Origin of the sequence: Sphingomonas montanisoli (assembly GCF_008274695.1) — a bacterium.
In the GTDB taxonomy this organism is placed as follows: Bacteria; Pseudomonadota; Alphaproteobacteria; order Sphingomonadales; family Sphingomonadaceae; genus Rhizorhabdus; species Rhizorhabdus montanisoli.
Genome location: NZ_VTOU01000002.1, coordinates 169196 through 191980, shown reverse-complemented (window position 1 = coordinate 191980; position 22785 = coordinate 169196). Strand labels below are relative to the sequence as shown.

At 65.1% G+C, this 22785-nt stretch carries 29 protein-coding genes and 1 tRNA gene; 17 read left to right on the top strand and 13 right to left on the bottom strand.

The genetic code is table 11. The features are described from left to right. Window positions 1-1320 (top strand): chloride channel protein, encoded by a 1320-nt coding sequence (locus FYJ91_RS06630; protein WP_246152501.1) that lies wholly within the window; start codon window positions 1-3, stop codon window positions 1318-1320. Window positions 1321-1559: 239 nt separating this feature from the next. Here FYJ91_RS06630 and FYJ91_RS06625 read toward each other — a convergent pair whose 3' ends face one another. The 4 genes from FYJ91_RS06625 to FYJ91_RS06610 all read right to left on the bottom strand — a co-directional run bounded on the left by FYJ91_RS06625 (window position 1560) and on the right by FYJ91_RS06610 (window position 3836). Next, the gene (locus tag FYJ91_RS06625; RefSeq protein WP_181008384.1) at window positions 1560-1919 is read right to left on the bottom strand and encodes a DUF4168 domain-containing protein; all 360 of its coding nucleotides are present in this window, start codon (window positions 1917-1919) and stop codon (window positions 1560-1562) included. Between the two features lie 10 nt (window positions 1920-1929). After that, window positions 1930-2439, bottom strand: a complete 510-nt coding sequence (locus FYJ91_RS06620; protein WP_149521508.1) for a hypothetical protein — start codon at window positions 2437-2439, stop codon at window positions 1930-1932. A 185-nt stretch (window positions 2440-2624) separates the two neighbouring features. Next, entirely contained in the window at window positions 2625-3053 is a 429-nt protein-coding gene (locus tag FYJ91_RS06615) for a MarR family winged helix-turn-helix transcriptional regulator (RefSeq protein WP_149521507.1), read from the bottom strand. Window positions 3054-3745: 692 nt separating this feature from the next. Then, window positions 3746-3836: transfer RNA gene (locus FYJ91_RS06610), tRNA-Ser, on the bottom strand. 75 nt (window positions 3837-3911) lie between these two features. Here FYJ91_RS06610 and FYJ91_RS06605 point away from each other — a divergent pair. The 3 genes from FYJ91_RS06605 (at window position 3912) to FYJ91_RS06595 (ending at window position 5912) form a co-directional block, all read left to right on the top strand. Beyond that, complete coding sequence (locus tag FYJ91_RS06605) at window positions 3912-4814, top strand: peptidylprolyl isomerase (protein ID WP_149521506.1); 903 nt, start codon at window positions 3912-3914, stop codon at window positions 4812-4814. A gap of 126 nt (window positions 4815-4940) precedes the next feature. Next, window positions 4941-5450, top strand: a complete 510-nt coding sequence (locus tag FYJ91_RS06600) for a Crp/Fnr family transcriptional regulator (protein WP_149521505.1) — start codon at window positions 4941-4943, stop codon at window positions 5448-5450. Window positions 5451-5609: 159 nt separating this feature from the next. Continuing rightward, on the top strand, window positions 5610-5912 hold the full coding sequence (locus FYJ91_RS06595) for a plasmid stabilization protein (protein WP_149521504.1): 303 nt from the start codon (window positions 5610-5612) through the stop codon (window positions 5910-5912). Between the two features lie 80 nt (window positions 5913-5992). Here the strand turns inward: FYJ91_RS06595 and FYJ91_RS06590 are convergent, their stop codons facing one another. Then, window positions 5993-6379: a YMGG-like glycine zipper-containing protein gene (locus FYJ91_RS06590; RefSeq protein ID WP_149521503.1), complete on the bottom strand. Its 387-nt coding sequence runs from the start codon at window positions 6377-6379 to the stop codon at window positions 5993-5995. Between the two features lie 197 nt (window positions 6380-6576). Between FYJ91_RS06590 and FYJ91_RS06585 the strand changes: the two genes are divergently transcribed. Then, window positions 6577-7536: an esterase-like activity of phytase family protein gene (locus tag FYJ91_RS06585; protein WP_149521502.1), complete on the top strand. Its 960-nt coding sequence runs from the start codon at window positions 6577-6579 to the stop codon at window positions 7534-7536. A gap of 94 nt (window positions 7537-7630) precedes the next feature. Here the strand turns inward: FYJ91_RS06585 and rpmB are convergent, their stop codons facing one another. Continuing rightward, window positions 7631-7921, bottom strand: coding sequence for a 50S ribosomal protein L28 (gene rpmB, locus FYJ91_RS06580; RefSeq protein WP_149521501.1), 291 nt, complete (start codon window positions 7919-7921; stop codon window positions 7631-7633). A 159-nt stretch (window positions 7922-8080) separates the two neighbouring features. On the opposite strand from rpmB, the gene FYJ91_RS06575 reads away from it, so the two are divergent. The 7 genes from FYJ91_RS06575 (at window position 8081) to FYJ91_RS06545 (ending at window position 12329) form a co-directional block, all read left to right on the top strand. Next, entirely contained in the window at window positions 8081-8395 is a 315-nt protein-coding gene (locus FYJ91_RS06575) for a hypothetical protein (protein WP_181008383.1), read from the top strand. A gap of 3 nt (window positions 8396-8398) precedes the next feature. Continuing rightward, window positions 8399-8614: a YqaE/Pmp3 family membrane protein gene (locus tag FYJ91_RS06570; protein ID WP_246152499.1), complete on the top strand. Its 216-nt coding sequence runs from the start codon at window positions 8399-8401 to the stop codon at window positions 8612-8614. Window positions 8615-8655: 41 nt separating this feature from the next. Beyond that, window positions 8656-9111, top strand: a complete 456-nt coding sequence (locus tag FYJ91_RS06565; protein WP_149521500.1) for a nucleoside deaminase — start codon at window positions 8656-8658, stop codon at window positions 9109-9111. Between the two features lie 44 nt (window positions 9112-9155). Beyond that, window positions 9156-10472 (top strand): hemolysin family protein, encoded by a 1317-nt coding sequence (locus FYJ91_RS06560; RefSeq protein WP_149521499.1) that lies wholly within the window; start codon window positions 9156-9158, stop codon window positions 10470-10472. 195 nt (window positions 10473-10667) lie between these two features. Next, the gene (locus tag FYJ91_RS06555; RefSeq protein WP_127740971.1) at window positions 10668-10943 is read left to right on the top strand and encodes an HU family DNA-binding protein; all 276 of its coding nucleotides are present in this window, start codon (window positions 10668-10670) and stop codon (window positions 10941-10943) included. An 85-nt stretch (window positions 10944-11028) separates the two neighbouring features. Next, the gene (locus FYJ91_RS06550) at window positions 11029-11820 is read left to right on the top strand and encodes a DUF72 domain-containing protein (protein WP_149521498.1); all 792 of its coding nucleotides are present in this window, start codon (window positions 11029-11031) and stop codon (window positions 11818-11820) included. A 170-nt stretch (window positions 11821-11990) separates the two neighbouring features. After that, window positions 11991-12329, top strand: coding sequence for a UrcA family protein (locus FYJ91_RS06545; protein ID WP_149521497.1), 339 nt, complete (start codon window positions 11991-11993; stop codon window positions 12327-12329). Window positions 12330-12377: 48 nt separating this feature from the next. Here the strand turns inward: FYJ91_RS06545 and FYJ91_RS06540 are convergent, their stop codons facing one another. From FYJ91_RS06540 to FYJ91_RS06520, 5 genes are all read right to left on the bottom strand, one after another. Next, window positions 12378-13334, bottom strand: a complete 957-nt coding sequence (locus FYJ91_RS06540) for a TIGR03557 family F420-dependent LLM class oxidoreductase (RefSeq protein ID WP_149521496.1) — start codon at window positions 13332-13334, stop codon at window positions 12378-12380. 68 nt (window positions 13335-13402) lie between these two features. Next, entirely contained in the window at window positions 13403-15232 is a 1830-nt protein-coding gene (gene cobT, locus FYJ91_RS06535) for a cobaltochelatase subunit CobT (protein ID WP_149521495.1), read from the bottom strand. After that, window positions 15232-16011 carry a tyrosine-protein phosphatase gene (locus tag FYJ91_RS06530; RefSeq protein WP_149521494.1) on the bottom strand — a complete coding sequence of 260 codons (780 nt, stop codon included), beginning with the start codon at window positions 16009-16011 and terminating at the stop codon, window positions 15232-15234. Before FYJ91_RS06530 ends, cobT begins: the two co-directional genes overlap by 1 nt. A 34-nt stretch (window positions 16012-16045) precedes the next feature. Beyond that, window positions 16046-17050, bottom strand: a complete 1005-nt coding sequence (gene cobS / locus FYJ91_RS06525) for a cobaltochelatase subunit CobS (protein ID WP_149521493.1) — start codon at window positions 17048-17050, stop codon at window positions 16046-16048. Between the two features lie 8 nt (window positions 17051-17058). Then, window positions 17059-17661, bottom strand: a complete 603-nt coding sequence (locus FYJ91_RS06520; protein ID WP_246152498.1) for a J domain-containing protein — start codon at window positions 17659-17661, stop codon at window positions 17059-17061. Between the two features lie 38 nt (window positions 17662-17699). Here FYJ91_RS06520 and FYJ91_RS06515 point away from each other — a divergent pair, with 38 nt between their 5' ends. The 4 genes from FYJ91_RS06515 to FYJ91_RS06500 all read left to right on the top strand — a co-directional run bounded on the left by FYJ91_RS06515 (window position 17700) and on the right by FYJ91_RS06500 (window position 19974). Further along, on the top strand, window positions 17700-17987 hold the full coding sequence (locus FYJ91_RS06515; RefSeq protein ID WP_149521492.1) for a BolA family protein: 288 nt from the start codon (window positions 17700-17702) through the stop codon (window positions 17985-17987). A gap of 65 nt (window positions 17988-18052) precedes the next feature. After that, window positions 18053-18235, top strand: coding sequence for a DUF1328 domain-containing protein (locus FYJ91_RS06510; RefSeq protein WP_149521491.1), 183 nt, complete (start codon window positions 18053-18055; stop codon window positions 18233-18235). A 71-nt stretch (window positions 18236-18306) separates the two neighbouring features. Further along, window positions 18307-18651 (top strand): hypothetical protein, encoded by a 345-nt coding sequence (locus FYJ91_RS06505; protein WP_149521490.1) that lies wholly within the window; start codon window positions 18307-18309, stop codon window positions 18649-18651. Window positions 18652-18693: 42 nt separating this feature from the next. Continuing rightward, window positions 18694-19974 (top strand): glutamate-5-semialdehyde dehydrogenase, encoded by a 1281-nt coding sequence (locus FYJ91_RS06500; RefSeq protein ID WP_149521489.1) that lies wholly within the window; start codon window positions 18694-18696, stop codon window positions 19972-19974. Between the two features lie 129 nt (window positions 19975-20103). Here FYJ91_RS06500 and FYJ91_RS06495 read toward each other — a convergent pair whose 3' ends face one another. Then, on the bottom strand, window positions 20104-20886 hold the full coding sequence (locus tag FYJ91_RS06495) for an NUDIX hydrolase (protein WP_149521488.1): 783 nt from the start codon (window positions 20884-20886) through the stop codon (window positions 20104-20106). Then, on the bottom strand, window positions 20886-22106 hold the full coding sequence (locus tag FYJ91_RS06490; protein ID WP_149522288.1) for a UbiH/UbiF/VisC/COQ6 family ubiquinone biosynthesis hydroxylase: 1221 nt from the start codon (window positions 22104-22106) through the stop codon (window positions 20886-20888). The genes FYJ91_RS06495 and FYJ91_RS06490 overlap by 1 nt, the downstream gene beginning before the upstream one ends. A gap of 112 nt (window positions 22107-22218) precedes the next feature. Here FYJ91_RS06490 and FYJ91_RS06485 point away from each other — a divergent pair, with 112 nt between their 5' ends. After that, window positions 22219-22758: a P-loop nucleotide/nucleoside kinase family protein gene (locus FYJ91_RS06485; protein ID WP_149521487.1), complete on the top strand. Its 540-nt coding sequence runs from the start codon at window positions 22219-22221 to the stop codon at window positions 22756-22758. Window positions 22759-22785: the final 27 nt, after the last annotated feature.

Genomic DNA, 22785 nt, shown 5'->3' with positions numbered 1-22785 from the left:
ATGCGCTGGCGTCAGCTCACTCTACCGCGCGCGCGGGTGCTCCTGCGGCGCCATGGCCCCAAGGCGATGGTATGGCGCCGCCGCATCGCCATCCTCGGCGGGGCCATTCTGATCGGCCTGGTCGCGCTCCTGTTTGCTCGGCTCGCGGACTGGGCTGGGGCGAGTTTTCTTGGTTTCGCGGCGCGCTGGCGATGGGCGCCGCTCATCCTGACGCCCGCTGGCTTCGTGCTTCTGGTCTGGCTCACGCGTCGTATCGCCCCTGCGGCCAGTGGATCAGGCATCCCGCAGGTCATCGCCGCTTCGCGCGATCCGGAACGCGGCATGTCGCAGCTCGTCTCGGCGCGCACCGTCATAACGAAGCTGATCCTTACCGTCGGCGCCTTGCTGTGCGGCGCCTCGGTCGGTCGCGAAGGCCCTACCGTCCAGGTTGCCGCAGCCATCATGGGCTACGCGCACAGGATCGCAGGTATTCCGCTCAGAGCATCTGTCTTCATAGCGGGCGGCGCAGCCGGGGTTGCCGCCGCGTTCAATACGCCGCTTGCCGGTGTCGCCTGCGCGATCGAGGAACTGGCGGCGGCTTACGAGCAGCGCATGACCTTGCTGGTGATGGCGGCTGTCCTGATCGCCGGCATGGTCAGTCTCGGTCTCGCTGGCGATTATATTTACTTCGGGGCGATGCGACAGACGCTGAGCGTCGGCAACGCCCTGATCGCCGCACCGGTGGCAGGGCTCCTCGGTGGCCTGATTGGCGGAATCTTTTCGAAAGCGATGCTGGCAGCGGGAACGACCAGCTTTGCGCCTATGGCCTGGCTGCGCACGCGCCCGCTTCTGCTGGCAGCCGGTTGCGGACTGGCGGTTGCCATCACCGGTATCGCATCCGGGATTACTTGGGGTACAGGCTATCGCACGGCCCACGCGGTTATCACCGGGTCGGACGTCCCCCTCTGGTTTGGCGTTGCCAAGTTCGTCAGCACGCTGGCGACAGCGATATCCGGTCTGCCCGGAGGCATTTTCGCCCCGTCACTGTCGGTAGGCGCCGGCATTGGAGACATGCTGCGCAGCATCTTCCCCGGCTATCCACCAGGAGCGATCGTGCTACTGGGCATGGTTGCCTATTTCACGGGCGTCGTGCGCGCTCCGCTAACCGCAGTGATCATCATATCGGAAACCACGGCGAGTCGGGGGCTGATGATGCCGCTGCTCACCGCAGCGCTCGTGGCGGATTTTACAGCCCAGCTCGTCTGCAAGGAGCGGCTCTATCACGGCCTCTCACGCCGCTTCGCATTGCCGTCGCAGCCCGATCCAGCCCGAACGCACTAGGCTTCGTCGCTCGTCAGATTATCGATCGGCGAGCACGGCGTGTCTGATCCCGAGCAAGAAGATGCCGCCCAAGGCGGCTCCGCACGACAGTATGATCAGGATCAGAACGGTGCGCGATCGCGCACCCGGCCGCGCGCGAATAACCAATTTACAAGCCATATGAGCGCGGCGGTCACCGCCATCAGCCCGGTAGCCGTGATAAGGATCATCCTGTTGTGCTCCTTCCAGGCCGCCGGAAGTCAGCGATAGCCCAGGCGCTCGCGCATCACATGCTGCCGAACCTGCCGCTCGAGCGCGGGCCGTGCCGCCACTGCAGCGGTGATCTGGTTGAACCGATCCTTGTTGAGACCGTGATCCGCCAGAGAAGCGGCGATGGCTGCGTCCGCTTGCTCACGCAGCATGCCCAGCCGCGTCGGCGCCGCGCCTCTCTCCCGCTGATTAGCAATCGCACGAATGTTCAGGATTTCTAAGAGCGCTGATGCGTAACGAGTGATTTCGGCCTGATCGATACGTTGCGCGGGCGCTGACGGAGCGGCCACCGCCTCACCAACGCCAATCCATACGGCGGCACACAGAACCAATGTCAGAAGCGAACGCACCGGCACGCCATCATGATGTCGGACTAATGGCTGCGTTGAGTTCGACCGCAGTCATATTGACCGTCAGGCCCTTCTGACCGCTCGCGATCGCGGCAAGCGGGAGCCTGGCGTCGCCGGCCGCAGTGGCAAGGACAAGATAGTCGCCGTCAACCGCCTTGATCGTACCGAGATTTGCGCCCTGCGATCCGAAGATGGCGACACCCGGCAACATTTGCGCGCGCAAGGCGGCGGCAGCGTTGGCAGCAGCCGTGGCAGCGGCGTTGTCCAATTCCCCCTTTGTCATGGCAATAACCGGCCCATTTGGCCCCATGCCGAACGATGTCACCGGAACCGCGACCTTGTGCGCGCCCGTAGCGATAACAGCATTGTCGGCTGTTACACTCTCGATTGAGCCGACCTGGCCGCCGGATGTGTCCATGACCGTCATGCCGGGACTCAAGCGCGGAGGCATGGCGAGTATCGGGGTGGCTGCGACAATCATGGCCGCGCCGACGGACGCAGCGATGGTGCGAAGTCTCATCAGATCCTCCTGAAATTGGCAAGTATATCGTGATACGATATATATAGGCCCCGGAGGGAAAGTTCAAATGCGAATGAGCGAAGATCGAAAATTCCGCCTCCTGCTCGCCATTCCCGGATTGCTCGTCACGGTGGCTGCCATCCACATCGTATTGCGATGGATTCTTCACCAGATCCTGTAGATTCTCAGTCTTCGCTAAGGCCGCCAAGAATATCGGTCAGGGTCGATCGGATCCGCAAAACCTCAGCACGATGGGTCGTCGACATTTTACCGAGCATCGCCTCGGACTGGCTGGTCAGTCCCAGCATCACTCGGCGCCGGTCATGGGGGGAGGCGTGGCGCTCGAGCCAACCGAGTGCGATCATACGCTCGGCGAGTTCGCTTGCCGTGTGCGGCTGGACGAACAGTTGCTCGGCAAGATCGCCGATAGCCATCGTACGGTCGGGTGCAGCGCGTATCGCGAGCAAGCTCTGATGCTGCTGCGGCGTCATGCCAAGGGCTTTGGCGGCTCTCTCGCTGAAATTGAGGAAGCGGCGGAGTTCGTACCGGAATGCAGCGAGCTGCTCATAGTCCTTCTGGCTGACGGCCGATTTCGTGTTCTTTCCGCTCGCCATTCGATGCTCCGCAGGGTCGCGCGCATCAACGCCATACTCATCGTAGCGTCAAGTGGCTCAAAGCACCCGAACTTATGGCTCCGACGCCTTGTCGATACGCGGGTCGCTCGCATCGGTTTGTCGCATCGAAATCCGCTGGCCTCGCCACCAAGACCAACCAAGAACCGCGATCGCCGCTACGATCATGACGACCATCCTGAGAATCATGGCCGGCTCCTTTCCTTCAACCCCAACTCGACGATCCCGGTCGGCTGGAGTGCGGCATGCAGGATAGACTAGGCCCGCTGATCCAGCGCGCTTGCGAAGAGCGCACAAAGCCCGAACTCCTCCTCGATCCGCGCGGCGACTGCGCGACGAGCACGATGCGGCGTTCGCGGCCGACTTGCCGTTCGTAACCGACCTTTCGGATGCGCCGTTCGGCGAAGTCGCGCAAACGGTGGAGCATGCCGCCGACGCGCTCTATTTCAACGACAGCGGCCGTGCGGCGGCACGACCGGTGGCGCTGCGCGAAAATCCCAGATGGTCCGCCGACCTAACTAAATCGATTTCAACTATATCAACGCTTCAGATTAAATCTCTCGCCGAACCCCACACTCGGATTTCGCCGATTTTCATAGGTCATTGAAAATATAGATAAAACGGATGTCAAAAAATCAGCTAAATCATTGAATATAAATGATTTTATGACGAAATGGCGGAGCGGGAGGGATTCGAACCCTCGATACGCTTTTGACGTATACTCACTTTCCAGGCGAGCGCCTTCGACCACTCGGCCACCGCTCCGCATGCTCTGGAACGCGCGCTCCTATCGCCTTGGGGCCGCTTCCGCAAGGCACGGCGGCGTGCCATGATCGACGGATGAACATCACCTCGCGCCCCATCATCGTCGCCATCCCGCTGCTGTTCGCCGCAGCGGCCTTCGCCCAGGCCACGCCGGCCAAGCCGAAGACGTCGGCGGAGATCGTCGCGGCCGCGCCCGCATCGGCGTGGAAGGTGGTGGCCGACGAGGATCTGTTGATGATCGATCTCGACGGCGGACAGCGCGTCGTGATCGCACTCGCGCCCGCTTTTGCACCCGTCCACGTCGCCAATATCCGCGCGCTCGTCCGTGCCGGGTGGTTCGCGGGGATCACGGTCAACCGCGTGCAGGATAATTATGTCGTCCAGTGGGGCGACGCGACCGAGAAAAAGCCGCTGCCCGCGGGCATCGTCACCCCCACGCCCGCCGAATATGAGCGGCCTTTGGCGGGGCTGAAGCTCCGCCCGCTCGGCTATCGTGACGCTTATGCCCAGACGACCGGGCATGTCGGCTTCTGGCCCGTGGTGAGCGACGGCAACGCGGCATGGCTCACCCATTGCTATGGCATGGTCGGGGTGGGACGCGGCCTAGCGCCCGATACGGGAAGCGGCGCCGAACTCTACGCGGTAACGGGCCATGCCCCGCGCCATCTCGATCGCAACATTGCGACCGTGGGCCGCGTGATCGACGGGATCGAGGCACTGACCGCGCTGCCGCGCGGAACCGAGGCGCTCGGCTTCTACAAGGAAGGCACGCCGCGCCCCGCAATATCGCGCGCGACGATCGCCGCCGATCTGCCCGCCGCACAGCGCCCGCATTACCAGTTGCTCGACAGCGCAAGCCCCGCCTTCGGTGAATGGGTGACTGCGCGCGCCAATCGCAAGGACGACTTCTTCATACGCCCGGCGGGCGCGGTCGACATCTGCAACGCGCTGCCGCCCGTCCGCAAAAGCCCCGTCTGATCGCGCGTTCGGGCGGGTAGGAGGTCTTTCGCGATCTTTCGTCGCGCGGCCCGTTGCGTAACTGTGTTCGCTTGCGCACAATGAAGGCCGGCCGGGGGCAGGCAGGGATCGCCGGCGGGGACGATCATGGGCAAGACGCACTATATCGTGGCAGGGCTCGGCGACGCCGACATGGTCTGGTTGTTGTCGATGGGCAAGCTGCGCATGCTGAAGCCCGGCGAACGGCTGGTGAAGGCGGGCACCGCGCTGCAGGATCTGTTCTTCGTGACACGCGGCACCTTGTCCGTCGTTCAGGCCGACGGCACGCCGGTCGCGACGCTGGGCGAAGGCGCGGTGATCGGGGAGATGTCCTTTATCGAACGGCAGCCGCCGTCGACATCGGTCATCGCGGTGGACCGGATCGAGCTGCTCGCCATCCCGCGCGAGGCGATCCTCGAGCGATTCGAGCGCGAGCCCGAATTCGCAGCGCGCTTCTATCGCGCGCTCGCGGTGTTTCTGTCCGAACGATTGCGCGAGACCACGGCGGCGATGCGCGAAGCTGGTCAGCATCCCGAAAATCTCGCCATGTCGCCAGGCGGCGGCGATCGCTTCGGCCGCTTCGTCCGCATGCTAAAGGGCAACGGCGCCCCCGCCTGAGAGCGGCCTTGACCGCAATATCGATCGCCACACCATGCAACCCCACGCGCGTCTGGCGACCAACGATGCGCAATCGAAATGAGAGGAACGCCTTGCCACGCGAGGGCATTTTTCGTCGCCTGGGGCCGACGATGCCCCAGAAGCGCGAAGGAGATGGCGATGCCCCGCGGAGACAAGGACGCTTATACCGACAAGCAGAAGCGCAAGGCCGAGCATATCGAGGAAGGTTATGAGGATCGCGGTGTGCCGGAGCGGGAGGCCGAACGGCGCGCCTGGGCGACCGTGAACAAGGAATCGGGCGGCGGGAACAAATCGGGCGCGGGACGCGGCAAGCCCGACACCCATATATCATCGTCGCGTGGCGGGCGGGCCAATAAATCGGGTTCGGCTGAGCAGCGTTCGGCCGCAGCGCGCAAAGGCTGGGTCACGCGGCGCAAGAATGCAGCAAAGCATGCCGCCTGAACCACAATAGTGAAGGCCGCCGTCCCTTCCGGAGGACGACGGCCTTCTCCCCAGTACGCCACCGGGGGACTTATAAGGCGTTAGCAGTTACGATCGATTGCGCGGCCGGCAAGGGCGCCGACACCCGCGCCGACGATGGCACCGGTAGTGCCATCACGATTGTCGTAGCGGCCATTGCCGATTTCGTTGCCGAGCAGACCGCCGGCGATTGCGCCGATGATCGTACCACCGGTGCCCTTGTCGCGGCAGCGGCCGCGGTTGCCGCCATAATAACGGCGATCGTCATAGCCCCGGCCATAATAGCCACGGTCGTAACCACGGCCGCGATAACCGCGATCATAATCGCGATAATGGCGGACCTGCTCATAGCCGCCGCCATAATAAGGCTGCGCCTGGGCGACGACCGGAACGGTAGCGGTCAGCGCCACGGCGGAAGCGGCGAGGCCGGTCAAGAACTTACGCAACATAACCTTTCTCCTACACTCGAGCGGGGAACGCTTGGGACTTTCCCCGGCTCCTTCCTCGCGGACTCGACAGCCAGAAGGCCTGATCGATGAGACGCTTATTCCATGATTCGCGTGACCCCATCCTGAACGCGCTCGTTGGCCCTCGTTCAGCTTGGGGGGAGCTTTCGGCCGTCACGACAAGCGGCTAGGCTGGGGCCATGCAAAGGGCTGTCCTCGCTGCGATCGCATGGGTGCTGACGGGCACGGCGTCGTTGCCCGATCCCACGATCGATCATGTCACCGCCGAAGCCGTGGCGCTGGATGCGAACGATCCCGCGCATATACAGGTGGGGTCGTTGCGCTATCTGTCGGGCTGGGTGCTCAACAGCCGCAACCCCCGTTTCGGCGGCTATTCGGCGTTGCATGTCAAAGGCGATACGTTCGCCGCGCTTGCCGATACCGGTGAGTATCTGGGCTTTCGGATCGCGCCGCTTGGTGGGATCGAGGATATCCGATTCGGCCGGCTTCCCGACTATCCCGGCCGCACCGGCGCGAAATCGGATCGCGATTCCGAATCGCTCGCGATCGATCCCGCCACGGGCCGCATGTGGGTGGGGTTCGAACAATATAATGCCATTTATCGCTTCGCGCCGGGCTTCGCCAAGGCGGAAGCCGCCGCGCGACCCGCCGCGATGTCCGAATGGCCCTCGAACGAAGGCCCGGAAAGTCTGGCACGGCTGACCGACGGACGCTTCATCACTATTCAGGAGGGCAAGCAGGATGCGCTTGAGCCCCATCCGGCGCTGCTGTTCCCCAAGGATCCGACCGATTCGGACTCGATACCGATCGCCTTCAGCTATCGCCCGCCCGAGGGCTATGCACCGACCGATGCCGCGCAACTGCCCGACGGCCGCGTCGCGGTTCTTAACCGGCATTTCCGCCTGTCAGATGGAATGTGGGCCGCGATCACGATATTCGACCCGCGCGATATCCGGCCGGGTCAGACGGTACCCAGCACCCTGCTCGCCGAGATCCGCCCACCGCTAACGATCGACAATATGGAAGGCCTATCGGTCACGCGCGAGGGCGATCGGACGATTCTCTGGCTGATCTCGGACGACAATCAGAACGGGATTCAGAAGACGCTGCTGCTGAAATTCGCGCTCGAAGAGCGATGATCGGATCCGGCTGACAGCCACCGGCAAAACGCGAAAAGGCCGGGCCGCCACTGGGCGACCCGGCCTTTTTCCGAAATCGGGCTTCGCAGGAAGCTTAGGCTGCTGCCTGAAGCTTCTTGGAGACTTCGCGCTTCAGGCGACGGGCGCGCAGCGACAGATCGTCGTCCGACGTCTTGATCAGCCAGTTGTCGAGGCCGCCGACATGTTCGACCGAACGCAGGCCGTGGGTCGAAACCTTGAGGCGCACGCCCTTGCCCAGCGCGTCGGAAAGCAGCGTCACGTTCTGCAGGTTCGGCAGAAAGGTCCGCTTGGTCTTGTTATTGGCGTGGGAGACATTGTGTCCCACCTGACGGCCCTTGCCGGTAAGCTCGCAAATGCGCGACATTGCTCTTCGTCCCGAATGATCTGGTTAGCCCGGAAAGTGGCGCCGGATAATGGTCGCGTAGAGATTCGTCAACCCACAGCGCGGTGGGACGATGAAACCTTACCGTCCAAGGCTCGTTCTTCACGCCAGCCCAACTTTGGCAATGAAGGAACAAGTATCATGGCTACCGGTGAACCCTATAACGAATATCCCGCCCGGTCCAACGGCGCGCGCGTCGGCCTGATCGTCGCCGTCATTGCCGTGCTGGCGGTGATTGCCGCCTTTGCCTTCGGCCTGGTCGACATCAACCAGACCAAGAAGGCCAGCATGCCCGAAGTCAGCGTGTCGGGCGGCCAGGCGCCTGCATTCGACGTCGACACCGCCAAGGTCAGCGTCGGCAGCAAGAATACCGACGTCACCGTTCCCAAGGTTGAAGTCGGCACCAAGGAAGAAACCGTGAAGGTGCCTACGGTCGACGTTCAGAAGGCCAACTAAGGCGTGGTACGGCAGGTCGGAATCGACGGCGGTACGGGTTCTCCGGGGATTGTCACGCTGATCGCGGCGATCCTTCTGCCGCCGCTCGGCATCTTTCTCGATCGCGGGATCACCCCGGCCTTCTGGCTGGGTGTGGTCCTGACGATCATAGGTTGGTTGCCGGGGGTGCTGTTCGCGGTGCTCCTGCTTCTGATCCCTGAGCGCATCCCGATTCGCTGAGCCAATCTCGCAATATGGTGGCGGGTAGAATAAGCGGGGCCATGCCCTTCCCTCTGCCCGCCCCGATGCGCCTTGCGCTCGATCTCGCTGCCGAAGCTGCGTCAAATGGCGAGGTACCGGTGGGCGCGGTGATCATGCGCGGCGATACCGTTATCGCCACCGCAGCCAACGCGATGCGGGCGGGCGTCGATCCCACGGCCCATGCGGAAATGGTGGCGATTCGCCGCGCAGCGGAGGCGCTGTGCGCCGAACGACTCGGCGACTGCGACCTGTGGGTCACGCTGGAGCCGTGCGCCATGTGTGCGGGGGCAATCGCCCATGCCCGTCTCGCGCGGGTCTATTTCGCCGCCGAAGATCCCAAAGGCGGCGCTGTCATCCACGGGCCGCGACTGTTCGGCCAGCCCACCTGCCATCACCGGCCGGACGTCTATGGCGGCATCGGCGAAGCCGAAGCGGCGGGCCAGTTGCGCAGCTTCTTTGCGACACGACGAGACTGATCATTGCCGAAACGTCCGTTTCGCTGCATTAGGTGTGCAGCGCCATGCCGCACACAGCTCCCCTAGACCCGTTCCCCTGGCTCGATCTCGCGATCATCGTCGCGCTGATCGCGTTGAATGGCGTGTTCGCGATGTCCGAACTCGCCATCGTCTCGTCACGCAAGCCGCGGCTCGAAGCGATGGCCCGTGCCGGGCGGACCGGCGCGCGCAGGGCCGTGCAGCTATCGGCCGATCCCGGTAAATTCCTGTCGGTCGTCCAAATCGGCATCACCCTGATCAGCATCCTCGCGGGCGCCTATTCGGGGTCGAGCCTTGGCGATCCGGTGGCACAGCGGCTCCAGCTGCTGGGCGTTTCCGCAGAGGCCGCCCCCGAATGGGGCTTCGGCCTCGTCATCGCGCTGACGACCTATCTCTCGCTGATCATCGGCGAGCTCGTGCCCAAGCAGTTCGCGCTGCGATCGCCCGAGCCGATCGCCGCCCTGATGGCGCTGCCCTTATGGTTCCTGTCGCGGGTGGCTGCTCCGATCGTATGGCTGCTCGATAAATCGAGCATGCTCGTGTTCAAGCTGCTGCGGTTCGATCGCGAGGCGGCGAACCACGTCACCGCCGAGGAACTCCACCTGATCGTCGCCGAGGCGTCGAGCGCGGGCGTGATCGAGGAGAATGAGCGCGCGATCATATCCGGCGTCGTGCGCCTTGCCGATCGGCCAGTGCGCGAGGTGATGACCCCGCGCACCGCGGTCGAGTGGATCGACGTGAATGTCGACGAGGCGGGCGTGCGCGCGATGATCGCCGACATGCCGCACAGCCGGATGCCCGTCGCCGAAGGATCGGTCGACGAAATCATCGGCGTCGTCCATTCGCGCGATCTGGTGCGCGTGCTGCTGGCGGGCGGGCCGCTCGATCTGCGCGCGCTCATCCGCAGGGGGATCGTCCTGCCTGATCATATGGATGCGATGGATGCGCTGAACGCCTTGCGGGAGGCCGAAACCCCCGTCGCCTTCATCCACGACGAATATGGCCATTTCGAAGGGCTGGTCGTCCCCGCCAATCTGCTCGCCGCGATCGCGGGCGAATTCGCGTCGGATCAGGACGTCGATACCGATCCGCCGATGGTCGAACGGCCCGACGGCAGCTGGCTGGTGTCCGGCTCCTACGCCGCCGACAGCCTGGCCGACCGACTTGGCCTCGATCTGCCCGAGGATCGCGATTTCGCGACGGTCGCCGGCTTCGCGCTGTGGCGGCTCAAGCATCTGCCATCCACCGGCGAGCGGTTCGACTATAAGGGCTGGCGATTCGAGATCGTCGATATGGACGGTCGTCGCATCGACAAGCTGATCGCAAGCGCGATCGAGGATTGATACAGGTTCGTTACACCCACTTTGCGTGAAAATGGCGTGGGTTAACCTGTAATCGGCCCGGAAATGGGCTTTTTTGTCGGCATTTTGCCCGACGCTTGTCGTTTTTCGGATTGCCCCGTCCGAAAAGCCCGCGCACAAGGGGCGCCTTGCGCTGCCCACTGGCGCAAACCCATCAAGAATAAAGCAGGAGCTGACATGAACACTGCCGACATCGCAGGCGCCGTCGCCGCGGACCAGGGCATCGAGAAGGCCGCCGCCAAGCGCGTGATCGACGCCGCCCTCAAGATCATCACCGACGCAGCGGTGAAGGGTGATGAAGTCTCGCTCCCGGGCTTCGGCAAGTTCAAGGTTACCGCCCGTCCGGCGCGCGAAGGCCGCAACCCGGCCACCGGCGCGACCCTGACCATCCCGGCGTCGAAGAAGGTCGGTTTCACCCCGGCCAAGGCGCTCAAGGATGCCGTCAACGGCTAATCCTTTCCCTTCGGGGTAAAGTACTTTGGGGCGGGAACGGGATGCCGTTTCCGCCCCTTTGCGTTGGAAGCGATCGGAGAGCGCGATGGGCGGCAAGGCCTATGTCGGGATCGGCGGCTGGACCTACGAACCGTGGCGCGACAATTTCTACCCCAAGGGGCTGGCGCAGGCGCGCGAGCTGGAATTCGCGTCGCGCGCGGTAACCGCGATCGAGATCAACGGCACCTATTATGGCAGCCAGAAGCCCGAAAGCTTCGCGAAGTGGGCCGAAACCGTGCCCGACGGCTTTGTCTTCTCGGTCAAGGCATCGCGTTTCGCCACCAACCGCAAGAAGCTGGGCGACGGCGCGGAATCGGTCGCGAAGTTTCTCAATCAGGGGATCACGCGTCTCGGCGACAAACTGGGCCCGATCCTGTGGCAGTTCATGGCGACCAAGCCGTTCGATGCCGAGGATTTCGAAGCCTTCCTCAAGCTGCTCCCACCCGAGCTCGACGGGCTGAGGCTGCGTCACGCGCTCGAGGTTCGGCACGAAAGCTTCCTCTGTGCCGAGTTCGTCGATCTCGCCCGGCGCTATGGCGCGGCGATCGTCTTTGCCGATCACGCCAAATATCCGATGATCGCGGACCTTACCGCGGACTTCGCCTATGCGCGACTTCAGGATGCCGCCGCCGACATCCCTACCGGTTACGACTCAGCCGCCCTCGATCGCTGGGCCAGTGTTGTGAAGGCATGGAAAGACGGTGAAGACCCCGTCGACCTGCCCCACGCGAGCACGAAATCGGCCGAAAAGTGCGATCGCGACGTTTTTTTGTTCATGATCAACGGTGCCAAGGAACGCGCGCCTGCTGCAGCGAAGGCATTGATCGAGCGCCTTTAAGTCGCTTCCACGCTGCACCTGCGATGCTGCATCGCGCAATCGAATCAAGCAGTTACGTCATTGTTTCGTCGCTGAGGTGATTCTATATCCTGCCCGCCGGCCGCCCAACATGACCGGCATGAACGTAAGGCCCATCCCAAACAAAGGGGCCGCGTTTGCAGGAGAATGTTATGACCAAGACGATGTTCGCGTCGGCGCTGCTCGGCGCCGCTTTGCTGTCCACGACCGCCTTCGCCGCCGAAAGCCAGATCGACGTGGCAGGCGCCACCGGCAATGCTCTCATCCAGAGCAGCCCGGTCCGTACCGACGACCTCAACCTCACCAACCGCGCCGATCAGACCGAGCTGCGCGCGCGCGTCAACCATGCGGTTGCCAGCGCCTGCACGTTCAGCAACAGCGCGGTCGACACCGCCTGCGCCGGCGACGCCAAGGCGACCGCCAGCGCTCGTACCGAGGCGCTGATCGCTGCAGCCAACAGCGGCACGTCGGTAGCGCGCGGCGCCAACTGATCTGTCCCTTGCCGGCGGGTGGTGTTCCATCCGCCGGGATCGGGATCCTCAGCCCAAGGCCGGGCGCAATTCATCGCGGAAGAAGCGGATGAAGCCTTCCTGATCCGGCCCCGGCGACGTCAGCACGACATGATCGTAGCCTGCCGCCGTATATTTCCTCACCTGCTCCACATGCGGCCCGACATCGGGCCCCGCCGACAGCGAGTCGGCCAGATCCTCCGGCCGGATGAACTTGGTCGCCGCCTCGAACCCCTCGACCGACGGCAATTCGCTGTTCACCGCCCAGCCGAGGCCCGAGAAGCGGAAGCGCTCATGCGCAATCTCGAGCCCCTTCTCCGTCGTCGGTGCATAAGCCAGCAGCGCTTCCGAATAAGCCGGCCCCTTGGTGCCCGATTGCGATCGAAAGCCATCGACCAGCTCGGCGCTCGGCTCCGTCGTCATGATGCCGTCGGCCTTCTCCGCCGCCAACGCGACCGACCGATCACCGCTGACGCCGACGATGATCGGGATCGGCCGGTTCGGCACCTCGAAGATCTGCGCGTGATCGACGTCGTAATAATCGCCGGTCCAGCTATGCGCCCCGCCCTGCCAGAGCAGCCTGAAGATATCGATCGCCTCGCCCAGCATCGCGTGGCGCTCGATCGTCGCGGGCCAGTGGCCGCCCGTGACATGTTCGTTGAGCCGTTCACCCGCGCCGACCGCCAGGGTGAAGCGATCGTCGCTCATCACCGCGATCGTCGCAGCCGCCTGCGCGATGATCGTGGGATGATAGCGGACGATCGGGCATGTCAGCCCGGTCGCGATCCCGATCTTCGACGTCGCATGCGCGATCGCGCCCAGCACGCTCCAGGCGAACGGCGCATGGCCCTGCGCAAACAACCATGGATGGAAATGGTCGGATATCGACACGAAGTCGAACCCGGCCTCCTCGGCCAGCACGGCGTTGCGCACCAGTTCCTTGGGCCCATGCTCTTCCGTCATGAGCTTATATCCGTATTTCGTCATGCCTCGCCTCCTGGTCGGGAAGCGGACTCAATGCGTTACGATACGGTTCGATCCGTGCGGTGCGGCGATCAGGTGTCGAACAGGGCCGCGAGCTGCTCGACCATCGTACCGCCCAGCTGCTCGACGTCCATGATCGTCACCGCCTTCTGATAATAACGCGTGACGTCATGGCCGATGCCGATCGCGGCCAGTTCGACCGGCGACTTGGTCTCGATCCAGCCGATCACCTGGCGCAGGTGCCGCTCCAGATAGGAGCCGTTGTTCACCGACAGCGTCGAATCGTCGACCGGCGCGCCGTCCGAGATCACCATCAGGATCTTGCGCTCCTCGCGCCGCCCGATCAGCCGGTTGTGCGCCCACATCAGCGCCTCGCCGTCGATATTCTCCTTGAGCAGCCCTTCGCGCATCATCAGGCCCAGCGACTTGCGCGCGCGGCGCCACGGCTCATCGGCCTTCTTGTACACGATGTGGCGCAGATCGTTGAGCCGGCCGGGTGCGGGCGGGCGCCCTGCCGCCAGCCAGGATTCGCGCGACTGGCCGCCTTTCCAGGCGCGGGTGGTGAAGCCGAGGATTTCGGTCTTGACCGCGCAACGCTCCAGCGTGCGTGCCATGATGTCGGCGCAGATCGCCGCGATCGAGATCGGCCGCCCGCGCATCGAACCCGAATTGTCGATCAGCAAGGTCACGACGGTATCGCGGAAATCGGTCTCGCGCTCGATCTTGTAGCTGAGCGAATGGGTCGAGTTGATCACGACACGCGCAAGCCGCGCGGCATCGAGCAACCCTTCCTCCTGGTCGAAATCCCAGCTGCGGTTCTGTTGCGCCATCAATCGGCGCTGCAGCCGGTTGGCGAGCTTGGTCACCGCCCCCTGCAGGTGGACGAGCTGCTGGTCGAGATAGGCGCGCAGCCGCGTCAGCTCTTCCTCGTCGCACAGCTCGGTCGCCGAGATCTCCTCGTCGAACCGCGTCGTATAGGGATGATAGTCGAAGCCGGGGAAGAGGTCGGCGGGCGGACGGTTCGGGCGGACGGGCATCATGCCCTCTTCGCCATCGTCCCCCATCTCGCCTTCCATCTCGGACATGTCGTCTTCGTCGAGCTGGCGCTGCTCGCCCTCCTCATCGCCCTGTTCGGACTTGTCGGCGCGCATCTCCATCTGCGAGTCCGAGGAACCGCCGTCCTCGTCGCCTTCCTCCTGCTGATCCTCGCCGTCCTGTTCCTGCTCGTCCTCGCCCTGATCCTGATCGAAGGGTTCGTTCTCGGGCAGGATTTCCCCCTCGACGAGTTCGAGGTCCTCGAGCAACCGGCCGACGAGCTTGGCGAAGGCGCGCTGATCGTCAATCGCGAGCGCCAGCGCGTCGAGATCGGCGCCGCCCTTCTCCTCGATCCATTCGCGCACCATCGACAGGCCAATGTCGGCGATCGCCGGCGGTGCCTCGCCGGTCAGCCGCTCGCGCACCAGCAGGCCGACCGCGGTCGACAGCGGCACCTCCTCGCGGGTCCGCGCGCGCACCAACGGGTCGGACTTGATCCGCACGTCGAGCGCGGCGCCCAGATTGGCGCGCATCCCCGCCATCGCCTTGGCGCCGATCGCCTCGACGCGCGCATTCTCGACCGCATCGTACACCGCGCGCGCCACCGGTTCGGACGGCGCGTTCTTTTCGTGCAACCCGGCATCGTGATGCCGCATCTTGAGCGCGAAGCCGTCGGCGAAGCCGCGCGCCTCGGCCACCTGCTGCGCGGGCAGGTTGCGCGGCGGCATCGGCACGCGGATCTGCTTGTACGACGCCGAGGGCGCCTCGGCAGTGAAGCTCAGCTCCAACTCCGGCTCGCGCGCCACCGCGCGCGCCGTGCCGCCCAGCACCTCGCGAAACGCCTCGATCGGGGAACGTTCGGCCATTATTCGACCAGCAGCGCGATCAGCCGCTCGCGCTCGGCGGGGCCGACGCCGATGACATCGGCCAGATAGGCATCGACCCCGCCATGCTGGGCGTCGAGATGTTCATAAGCCGACGCAAGATAGGCTTCGTCAGCCGCCATAACCGGGGCGAGCATGGCGCGGTCGAACGTCGCCATCCGCTTCACCGAAGCCGCGCCGCCGTCGAACAACCGCTGGAAATCGGCGTGGCTGTTGGTCTCGAGATAATCCTCCAGGATCGTCTCCTTCGGCACGCCGAGCGCGTGAAGGATCAGCATCGCACCGAAGCCGGTCCGGTCCTTCCCCGCCGAACAGTTGAACAGCAGAGGCGCTTCGCCCGCCAACAACCGTTCGAACATGTGGCGGTAGGACGGCGCATGATCCTGCGGGATGTCGCGATACAGGTCGATCATCGCCTGCCGCATTCCTTCGGCACCACCCGCGCCCCGCTTGAGCAGTTCGGACAGCACGCCGGACGATTCGCCATAATCGCGTGCGAAATAATGAATGCCCGCGGGCTCGCACCAGCGCGTCGGCTCGCGGTCGCGCTCGCCGGGGCGGCGCAGATCGCACACCGTCTTGATGCCGAGCGCGACGAGATGCGCCTCGTCCTCGGGCGTCAGCAGCGTCATCGTGCCCGATCGGAACAGCATGCCACGCTTCACCCGGCGGCCGTCGGCGGTGGCATATCCCCCCATGTCGCGCAGGTTGAACCCACCCTGGAGCGGCAACAGGCGCGACGCTTCGGCGACATTGGACATGGCGTTCACTCCCCCTCAGGGTCTCGAAGCGGCGTCAGGCTTTCCCGACAATGCTTTCCGGCAGATCCTTGCCGAACACGCGCTGATAATATTCGGCCACCAGCGCACGTTCGCTCTCATCGCACTTATTGAGGAACGAGAGGCGGAAGGCGAAGCCGACATCGTTGAAGATCAGCGTGTTCTGCGCCCAGCTGATCACGGTGCGCGGGCTCATCACGGTCGAGATATCCCCGGCCATGAAGCCCTGACGGGTCAGGTCGGCCACCTTGACCATGTTCTCGACGGTCTTCTTGCCGTCGGGCTTGTCATATTCGCCCGACTTGGCGAGCACGATCTGCGCCTCGGTCGCGGCCGGCAGATAGTTGAGCGTGACCACGATGTTCCAGCGGTCCATCTGGCCCTGGTTGATCTGCTGCGTGCCGTGATAGAGGCCGGTCGTGTCGCCCAGGCCCACCGTGTTGGCGGTCGCGAACAGGCGGAACCAGGGATTCGGCCGGATCACGCGATTCTGGTCGAGCAGCGTCAGCTTGCCCTCGGCCTCCAGCACGCGCTGGATCACGAACATCACGTCAGGGCGGCCCGCATCATATTCGTCGAACACGATGGCCGTCGGGGTCTGCAGCGCCCAGGGCAGAAGCCCCTCGCGGAACTCGGTCACCTGCTGGCCGTCCTTCAGGACGATGGCGTCCCGGCCGACCAGGTCGATGCGGCTGATATGCGCATCGAGGTTGATGCGCACGCACGGCCATTTCAGCCGGGCGGCAACCTGCTCGATATGGCTCGATTTGCCGGTGCCGTGATAGCCTTGCACCATCACGCGCCGATTGAACGCGAAGCCCGCGACGATCGCCATCGTCGTATCCGGATCGAACACATAGGCCGGATCGAGATCAGGCACGCGTTCGTCGGATTCGGAGAAGGCGGGCACCTCCAGATCCGAATCGATCCCGAACAATTCGCGCACCTTGACCATCTTGTCGGGTGCCTCGAGCACCGTTCCGGCGCGGCTGTCGGGCTGGGTATTCGGCAAGTCGGTCATCATGCTGCTCATGCGAAGGCGGGACGGGCTTTCAACTGCGTATAAGCGGAAATCACGTCCTGCAAAGCTTTCTCATGACTGCGATCGCCGCCATTCCGATCCGGATGGAAGCGGCGAACCAGTTCGGCGTAGCGTGTTCGCAGCGCGCGGCGATCGGCATCCTTGTCGAGCCCCAGCACCTTCAGCGCCTTGCGATCGCCCTCGCTCAGCTCGCGTCCGTCCTTGCGTTCGCGCTCGGCGGCGCGGGCGAATTTCGCGCCGATCGCGTCGAGCGGATCGACGAAATCGGCCCAGCGCGGCACGTCTCCGCGACGTGGTGAAAAAGCCCGAGTCTCGCGCTCCCAGCCGGCATAGGGGGTCTGCTGCGTCTCGATTTCGTCGGGGCTCATTCCCGCGAAGAAATTGTAGCCCGAGTTGAAGGCGCGGACGTGATCGAGGCACAGGAAGCGATATTCGCCCGGCCCATCGAAACTCGCCCGTGCGCCGCCGATCGCGGGCGCGCGAAACTCACCGGGCTGCTCGCAACCCGGCTGCGCGCACAGGCGGCTCGTCCCCTCGATTCGTCCATGGAAGCGCGGCCCCGCCCGGCGCTTCACCCCTTCGTCGTCCAATCTCGCCTCTCTTCGCGGAAACGGCCTATATAGGTCGAATGACCCAGAATCCCACCGGCCCCGTCGCCACCGAAATCACGCGCCGCCTTACGCAAGCGCTCGCCCCGTCGCATCTGAACGTGATCGACGACAGCGATCATCATCGCGGCCATGCCGGCCACGACGCGCGCGGCGAAAGCCACTTCACCGTCGAGATCGTCGCCGAAAGCTTCGCCGGCCAGAACCGCGTCGCCCGCCAGCGCGCGGTCAACGCCGCGCTCGGCGATCTGATGAAGGAGCGGGTCCACGCGCTATCGATCAAGGCGCGGGCACCCGGCGAAAGCTGACACCCACGGAACCGTAATCCACTCGCGTCGTTTGGAATCCCGACAAGTATTTCGGGAGACGCACGATGCTGAAATGGGCCCTTATCTTTCTCGTCGTCGGGCTGGTGCTCGGCGCCCTCGGCTTCGGCGGAATTGGCGGCGCGTTCGTCGGGCTGGCCAAAATCCTGTTCTTCGTCGCGGTCGCTCTGTTCATCATCTTCGCGCTGCTCGCGTTGTTCGCGGGCCGGAAGATCAGCGAATCGCTATAGCTTAACCGCTCTCTCGAGCATGAGCCGCGGCGCCCCGTGCGTCGCGGCTCTTTTGTGTCTAGGGTAGCCTCATGAAGATCGCCCCGCTCCTCGCAGCGCTCGCTGCCACATCTTTCGCCAATCCAGCGCAGGCCGTGCTGGTCGACGGCTACAGCGCACAGCTCGCCAAGCTGCCCGAGATCCGCAAGCGCGCGGTGATTCGTCGCGCCATCCTCGACAACGAGGCGGCGTGTCAGCAGGTGACGATGGTCAAGCTGCAGGGCCGCTGGAAGAACCTTACCATGTGGTCGGCGCGCTGCACCAAGGGCGGCGACTATGGCGTGTTCATCGGCCCCGACGGCACCGCCCAGGTTCGCGCCTGCACCGACATCGCCAAGCTCAAGACGCTGCCCGCCTGCCAGCTGCCCAAGCCCTAAGTGGGGTTGGGCCACCCGTAAGCGCATGTTACAGGCGCCGTCATGTCCGAAGCAGCTACCATCGCCCGGCCCATCGACGCCGCTGACCTGATCGCCGATATGGGCGCCCGCGCCCGCATCGCCAGTGGATTGCTCGCCCGCACGCCAACCGCCGCCAAGGCCGAAGCGCTGCGCAAGGCCGCCGCCGCGATCCGCGACGCCGCGCCGGCGATCCTGGCCGCCAACGCCACCGATGTCGCCCAGGCCCAGACCAACGGCCTGTCGAGCGCGATGATCGACCGGCTGACGCTCAATCCCGATCGGATCGAGGGTATGGCCGCCGGGCTGGAGGCCGTCGCCGGTCTCGACGATCCCGTCGGCCGGATCATCGATCGGGCCGAACGGCCCAACGGCCTTGTCCTGCAGCGCGTGCGCGTGCCGCTGGGCGTGATCGGCATCATCTACGAAAGCCGCCCGAACGTGACCGCCGATGCCGGCGCGCTGTCGCTGATGTCGGGCAATGCCTGCATCCTGCGTGGTGGATCCGAGGCGGCGGCGAGCAACCGCGCGATCCACGCGGCGCTGGTCGCGGGCGTGACGGCGGCGGGGCTTTCCGCCGACGCGATCCAGCTCGTCCCCACCACCGATCGCGCCGCCGTCGGCGCGATGCTGACGGCCGAAGGGCTGATCGACATCATCGTGCCGCGCGGGGGCAAAAGCCTCGTCGCGCGCGTACAGGCCGAAGCGCGCGTGCCCGTGCTCGCCCACCTCGACGGTATCGTGCACCTCTATGTCGATCGCGCCGCCGATCCGGCCAAGGCACTGCCGCTCGTCGTCAATGCCAAGATGCGGCGGACGGGTGTGTGCGGGGCGACGGAGACGCTGCTGATAGACCGTTCCTATCAAAACCCCCGCCCGATCATCGATGCGCTTATCAAGGCCGGCTGCGAAGTGCGCGGCGATGCGGCCGCCAGAGCGATCAATCCTTTGGTGATGACCGCCGACGCCGCCGATTGGGATACCGAATATCTCGATTCGATCGTGTCGGTCGCGATCGTCGACGGCGTCGATGCCGCGCTCGCGCACATCGCCGCCCACAGCAGCCACCACACCGATGCGATCATCACCGAGGATCAGGCGACCGCCGACCGCTTCCTCGCCGAAGTCGATTCGGCGATCGTGATGCACAATGCCTCGACCCAGTTCGCCGATGGCGGCGAGTTCGGGCTGGGCGCCGAGATCGGTATCTCGACCGGACGCCTCCACGCGCGCGGCCCCGTCGCGCTCGAAGGGCTCACCACCTACAAATGGCTGGTGCGCGGTTCGGGACAGGTGCGGCCCTGAACAATCCTCCCCCGCTAGGGGGAGGTGTCAGCGCTAGCTGACGGAGGGGGAGGACGGCGGCAAACTCGGGTGGAGTCGTAACCTCCCCCTCCGTCGCCTTCGGCGCCACCTCCCCCTGGCGGGTGAGGATTATTGTTGGGGCTGCGGCCCCCGCCCCGCCGGGTCGGAGCCGTGGATCGGCACACCGACTTCGCGCAGGAAAACCGCGGTCACGCCGTAGCCCGCTTCCTCGGGCACGATCGAATACATGCCGTCCTCGCGATCCTCGATCGTGGGCATCACGCGCACATGCGGGCGCGCCTCGGCCGCCGCGATCGCAGCGTCGGCATCGACGCTGTAGCTGAGCAGGCGCAGGTTGAGCCGGGTCGGCAGCATGAACGACAGGTCGGCCTCGGCACGCGCCACCGCATCGGCCACCGGCAGCCATTCGATCGCCACCGCCTCACGCCCGTCGCATGCGGCATCCTGCCCATCGGGGGCGCGGACGATGAAGAAATGTGTGTCGAACCGCTTGAGCCCGCGCTCGGGCGTCACCCAATGCGCGAAGCGGACGACGCGATCGAGCGCGAGCCTGCCCCCGCTCGCGCGCACCGCATCCTCGAACGACAGATCGGGCCCGCACGGCCCCAGCTGCTCGCCTACGATCAGCAGCCCGGTTTCCTCGTAGGTCTCGCGCAAGGCCGCGATCCGCAGTGCGCGCTCCTGCTCGTCGAGCCCCTCGGCGCCGCTAACGAGCGGCAACCACGCTGCGTCGCGATCCTCCGGATCGGCAAGCCCGCCCGGAAAGACCAGGGCATTGTTGAACACATTGCCCTTGCGCCGCCGCACCATCAGCACTTCGAACGGATCGTCGCGGACGATCAGAACGGTCGCGCTCAGCTTCGCGGGAACGGGGACATAGGGCTCGCTCATCAGATGTCGGCGCCCTGCAGCAGGCGCGGCAGCGTGCCCGTCTCCCCGCGTGCCTCGGCCATGAAGCGCGCCTTGAGCGGAGCGATCCGCTGCACCGCGCCCAGGCCGATCCGCCGCACCGTGCGCGCCGCGCGGCCCGGCACGCCGAACAGGCGGGTCAGCCCGTCGGTCGACGCCGCGACCATGAAGCTGTCGAGGCTGCGCCAGCGCTGATAGCGCGCGAGCAATTGCGCATCGCCCGGATCGAGGCCCAGCCGCATCCCTTCGACCAGCACCTCGGTCAACGCCGCGACATCGCGATAGCCCAGGTTCACGCCCTGCCCGGCAATCGGATGAATGCCGTGCGCCGCATCGCCGACCAAGGCGAGTCGCGTGTCGGTGATCCGCGCCGCGTGGTGGAACCCCAGCGGATAGGCTGATCGCGGCGAGATCAGCTCGGTCTTGCCGAAGATCCCGCCCATGCGCTTGTCCGCCTCGGCCAGATAGGCGCGATCGGGCAGGCCGAGCATCGCCGGCGCATCCTTTTCGGACACCGTCCAGACAAGCGCGGTGCGATGCCGCCCCTGTTCGTCGTCGACCAGCGGCAGCAAGGCGAACGGGCCGCTCGCATAGAAGATTTCCCACGCGACATTGTCATGCGGCTTTTCGTGCGCGAGCGACGCGATCATCGCGACATGGTTGTAGCTCCATCGCGCGATCGTGATCCCCGCCGCCTCGCGCGTCGGCGACTTGCGCCCCTCGGCCCCGATCAGCAGCGAACCCGCCAGCACGCGCCCGTCGTCGAGCGTCACCCGCACCCCGTCGAGGTCGCGCTCGGTATTCACCGGACGACGCTGCATGAACAGGGTGAGGCCATCGACGCCCAGCGCGGTTTCGTAAAGCGCCCGGCGGATGTCGCGATTTTCGAACATATAGCCCAGCGCGCCGTCGGCGGCATCGGGCTCGAACATCAGCGCTTCGGGGCTCAGCCCATCCTGCACGCGGATCGTGTCGATCGGGCAGCCCTTGCCCACCAGGCGATCGGCGACCCCGATCGCCTGCAGCATCCGCCACGGCGCGCTCGCCACCGCCGATGCGCGCCCGTCGAACCCGGCCGCCAGCGTCGCCGCCGGATCTGCGGGATCGACCACCGCCACTGCAACTCCGTGCCGCGCCAGCGCGATGCCGAGCGTCAGCCCGACCAGTCCGCCGCCGAGGATGATGACGTCATGCCGTTCCATCACCCCTCCGTAAAAAGAACCCCCGTTCGTGTCGAGCGAAGTCGAGACACGTCCGCAAAACGCCTGGCCATGTGTCTCGACTTCGCTCGACACGAACGGCAGGGTGGAGGCCATGCACCTGATCTTCCTCCACGGCCCCGCCGCATCGGGCAAGCTGACGATCGCGCGCGAGCTGGCGGCGATCAGCGGCTATGCGCTGTTCCACAACCATCTGATCGTCGATGCGGTGGGCGCGCTTTTCGCCTTCGGCACCCCAAACTTCGTCCGGCTGCGCGAAGCCTTCTGGATGGAGAGTTTCGCCGCCGCGATCGCGGAGGACCGTAACCTCATCTTCACCTTCGCGCCCGAACCCAGTGTCGCAGCCGATTTTCCCGACCGCGTCCGCGCACTGGTCGAGGCGGTGGGCGGGCGGATCGACTTCGTCGCGCTGACCATCACCCGCGACGAGCAGGAACGCCGCATCGACACCGCGAGCCGCGCCGAGTTCGGCAAGCTCCGCTCGCTCGATCTGTTGCGGGCGCTGCGCGACCAGTTCGAGGCCTGCGAAACCGCGATGCCGCCCTCCGCCGTCACCGTCGACACGACGGCCACACCCCCCGCCGAAAATGCACGCAGGATAGCGCAAAGCCTGCATCTGCCGCACGCGGCTTGACCGCGACTCCCGGCTATGCGCATTCTG

Coding starts and splice junctions, on each gene's coding strand:
- FYJ91_RS06630 (WP_246152501.1), top strand. CDS start 1: ATGCGCTGGCGTCAGCTCACTCTACCGCGCGCGCGGGTGCTCCTGCGG.
- FYJ91_RS06620 (WP_149521508.1), bottom strand. CDS start 2,439: ATGAGACTTCGCACCATCGCTGCGTCCGTCGGCGCGGCCATGATTGTC.
- FYJ91_RS06615 (WP_149521507.1), bottom strand. CDS start 3,053: ATGGCGAGCGGAAAGAACACGAAATCGGCCGTCAGCCAGAAGGACTAT.
- FYJ91_RS06605 (WP_149521506.1), top strand. CDS start 3,912: ATGAACATCACCTCGCGCCCCATCATCGTCGCCATCCCGCTGCTGTTC.
- FYJ91_RS06600 (WP_149521505.1), top strand. CDS start 4,941: ATGGGCAAGACGCACTATATCGTGGCAGGGCTCGGCGACGCCGACATG.
- FYJ91_RS06595 (WP_149521504.1), top strand. CDS start 5,610: ATGCCCCGCGGAGACAAGGACGCTTATACCGACAAGCAGAAGCGCAAG.
- FYJ91_RS06590 (WP_149521503.1), bottom strand. CDS start 6,379: ATGTTGCGTAAGTTCTTGACCGGCCTCGCCGCTTCCGCCGTGGCGCTG.
- FYJ91_RS06585 (WP_149521502.1), top strand. CDS start 6,577: ATGCAAAGGGCTGTCCTCGCTGCGATCGCATGGGTGCTGACGGGCACG.
- rpmB (WP_149521501.1), bottom strand. CDS start 7,921: ATGTCGCGCATTTGCGAGCTTACCGGCAAGGGCCGTCAGGTGGGACAC.
- FYJ91_RS06575 (WP_181008383.1), top strand. CDS start 8,081: ATGGCTACCGGTGAACCCTATAACGAATATCCCGCCCGGTCCAACGGC.
- FYJ91_RS06565 (WP_149521500.1), top strand. CDS start 8,656: ATGCCCTTCCCTCTGCCCGCCCCGATGCGCCTTGCGCTCGATCTCGCT.
- FYJ91_RS06560 (WP_149521499.1), top strand. CDS start 9,156: ATGCCGCACACAGCTCCCCTAGACCCGTTCCCCTGGCTCGATCTCGCG.
- FYJ91_RS06555 (WP_127740971.1), top strand. CDS start 10,668: ATGAACACTGCCGACATCGCAGGCGCCGTCGCCGCGGACCAGGGCATC.
- FYJ91_RS06550 (WP_149521498.1), top strand. CDS start 11,029: ATGGGCGGCAAGGCCTATGTCGGGATCGGCGGCTGGACCTACGAACCG.
- FYJ91_RS06545 (WP_149521497.1), top strand. CDS start 11,991: ATGACCAAGACGATGTTCGCGTCGGCGCTGCTCGGCGCCGCTTTGCTG.
- FYJ91_RS06540 (WP_149521496.1), bottom strand. CDS start 13,334: ATGACGAAATACGGATATAAGCTCATGACGGAAGAGCATGGGCCCAAG.
- cobT (WP_149521495.1), bottom strand. CDS start 15,232: ATGGCCGAACGTTCCCCGATCGAGGCGTTTCGCGAGGTGCTGGGCGGC.
- FYJ91_RS06530 (WP_149521494.1), bottom strand. CDS start 16,011: ATGTCCAATGTCGCCGAAGCGTCGCGCCTGTTGCCGCTCCAGGGTGGG.
- cobS (WP_149521493.1), bottom strand. CDS start 17,050: ATGACCGACTTGCCGAATACCCAGCCCGACAGCCGCGCCGGAACGGTG.
- FYJ91_RS06515 (WP_149521492.1), top strand. CDS start 17,700: ATGACCCAGAATCCCACCGGCCCCGTCGCCACCGAAATCACGCGCCGC.
- FYJ91_RS06510 (WP_149521491.1), top strand. CDS start 18,053: ATGCTGAAATGGGCCCTTATCTTTCTCGTCGTCGGGCTGGTGCTCGGC.
- FYJ91_RS06505 (WP_149521490.1), top strand. CDS start 18,307: ATGAAGATCGCCCCGCTCCTCGCAGCGCTCGCTGCCACATCTTTCGCC.
- FYJ91_RS06500 (WP_149521489.1), top strand. CDS start 18,694: ATGTCCGAAGCAGCTACCATCGCCCGGCCCATCGACGCCGCTGACCTG.
- FYJ91_RS06495 (WP_149521488.1), bottom strand. CDS start 20,886: ATGAGCGAGCCCTATGTCCCCGTTCCCGCGAAGCTGAGCGCGACCGTT.
- FYJ91_RS06490 (WP_149522288.1), bottom strand. CDS start 22,106: ATGGAACGGCATGACGTCATCATCCTCGGCGGCGGACTGGTCGGGCTG.
- FYJ91_RS06485 (WP_149521487.1), top strand. CDS start 22,219: ATGCACCTGATCTTCCTCCACGGCCCCGCCGCATCGGGCAAGCTGACG.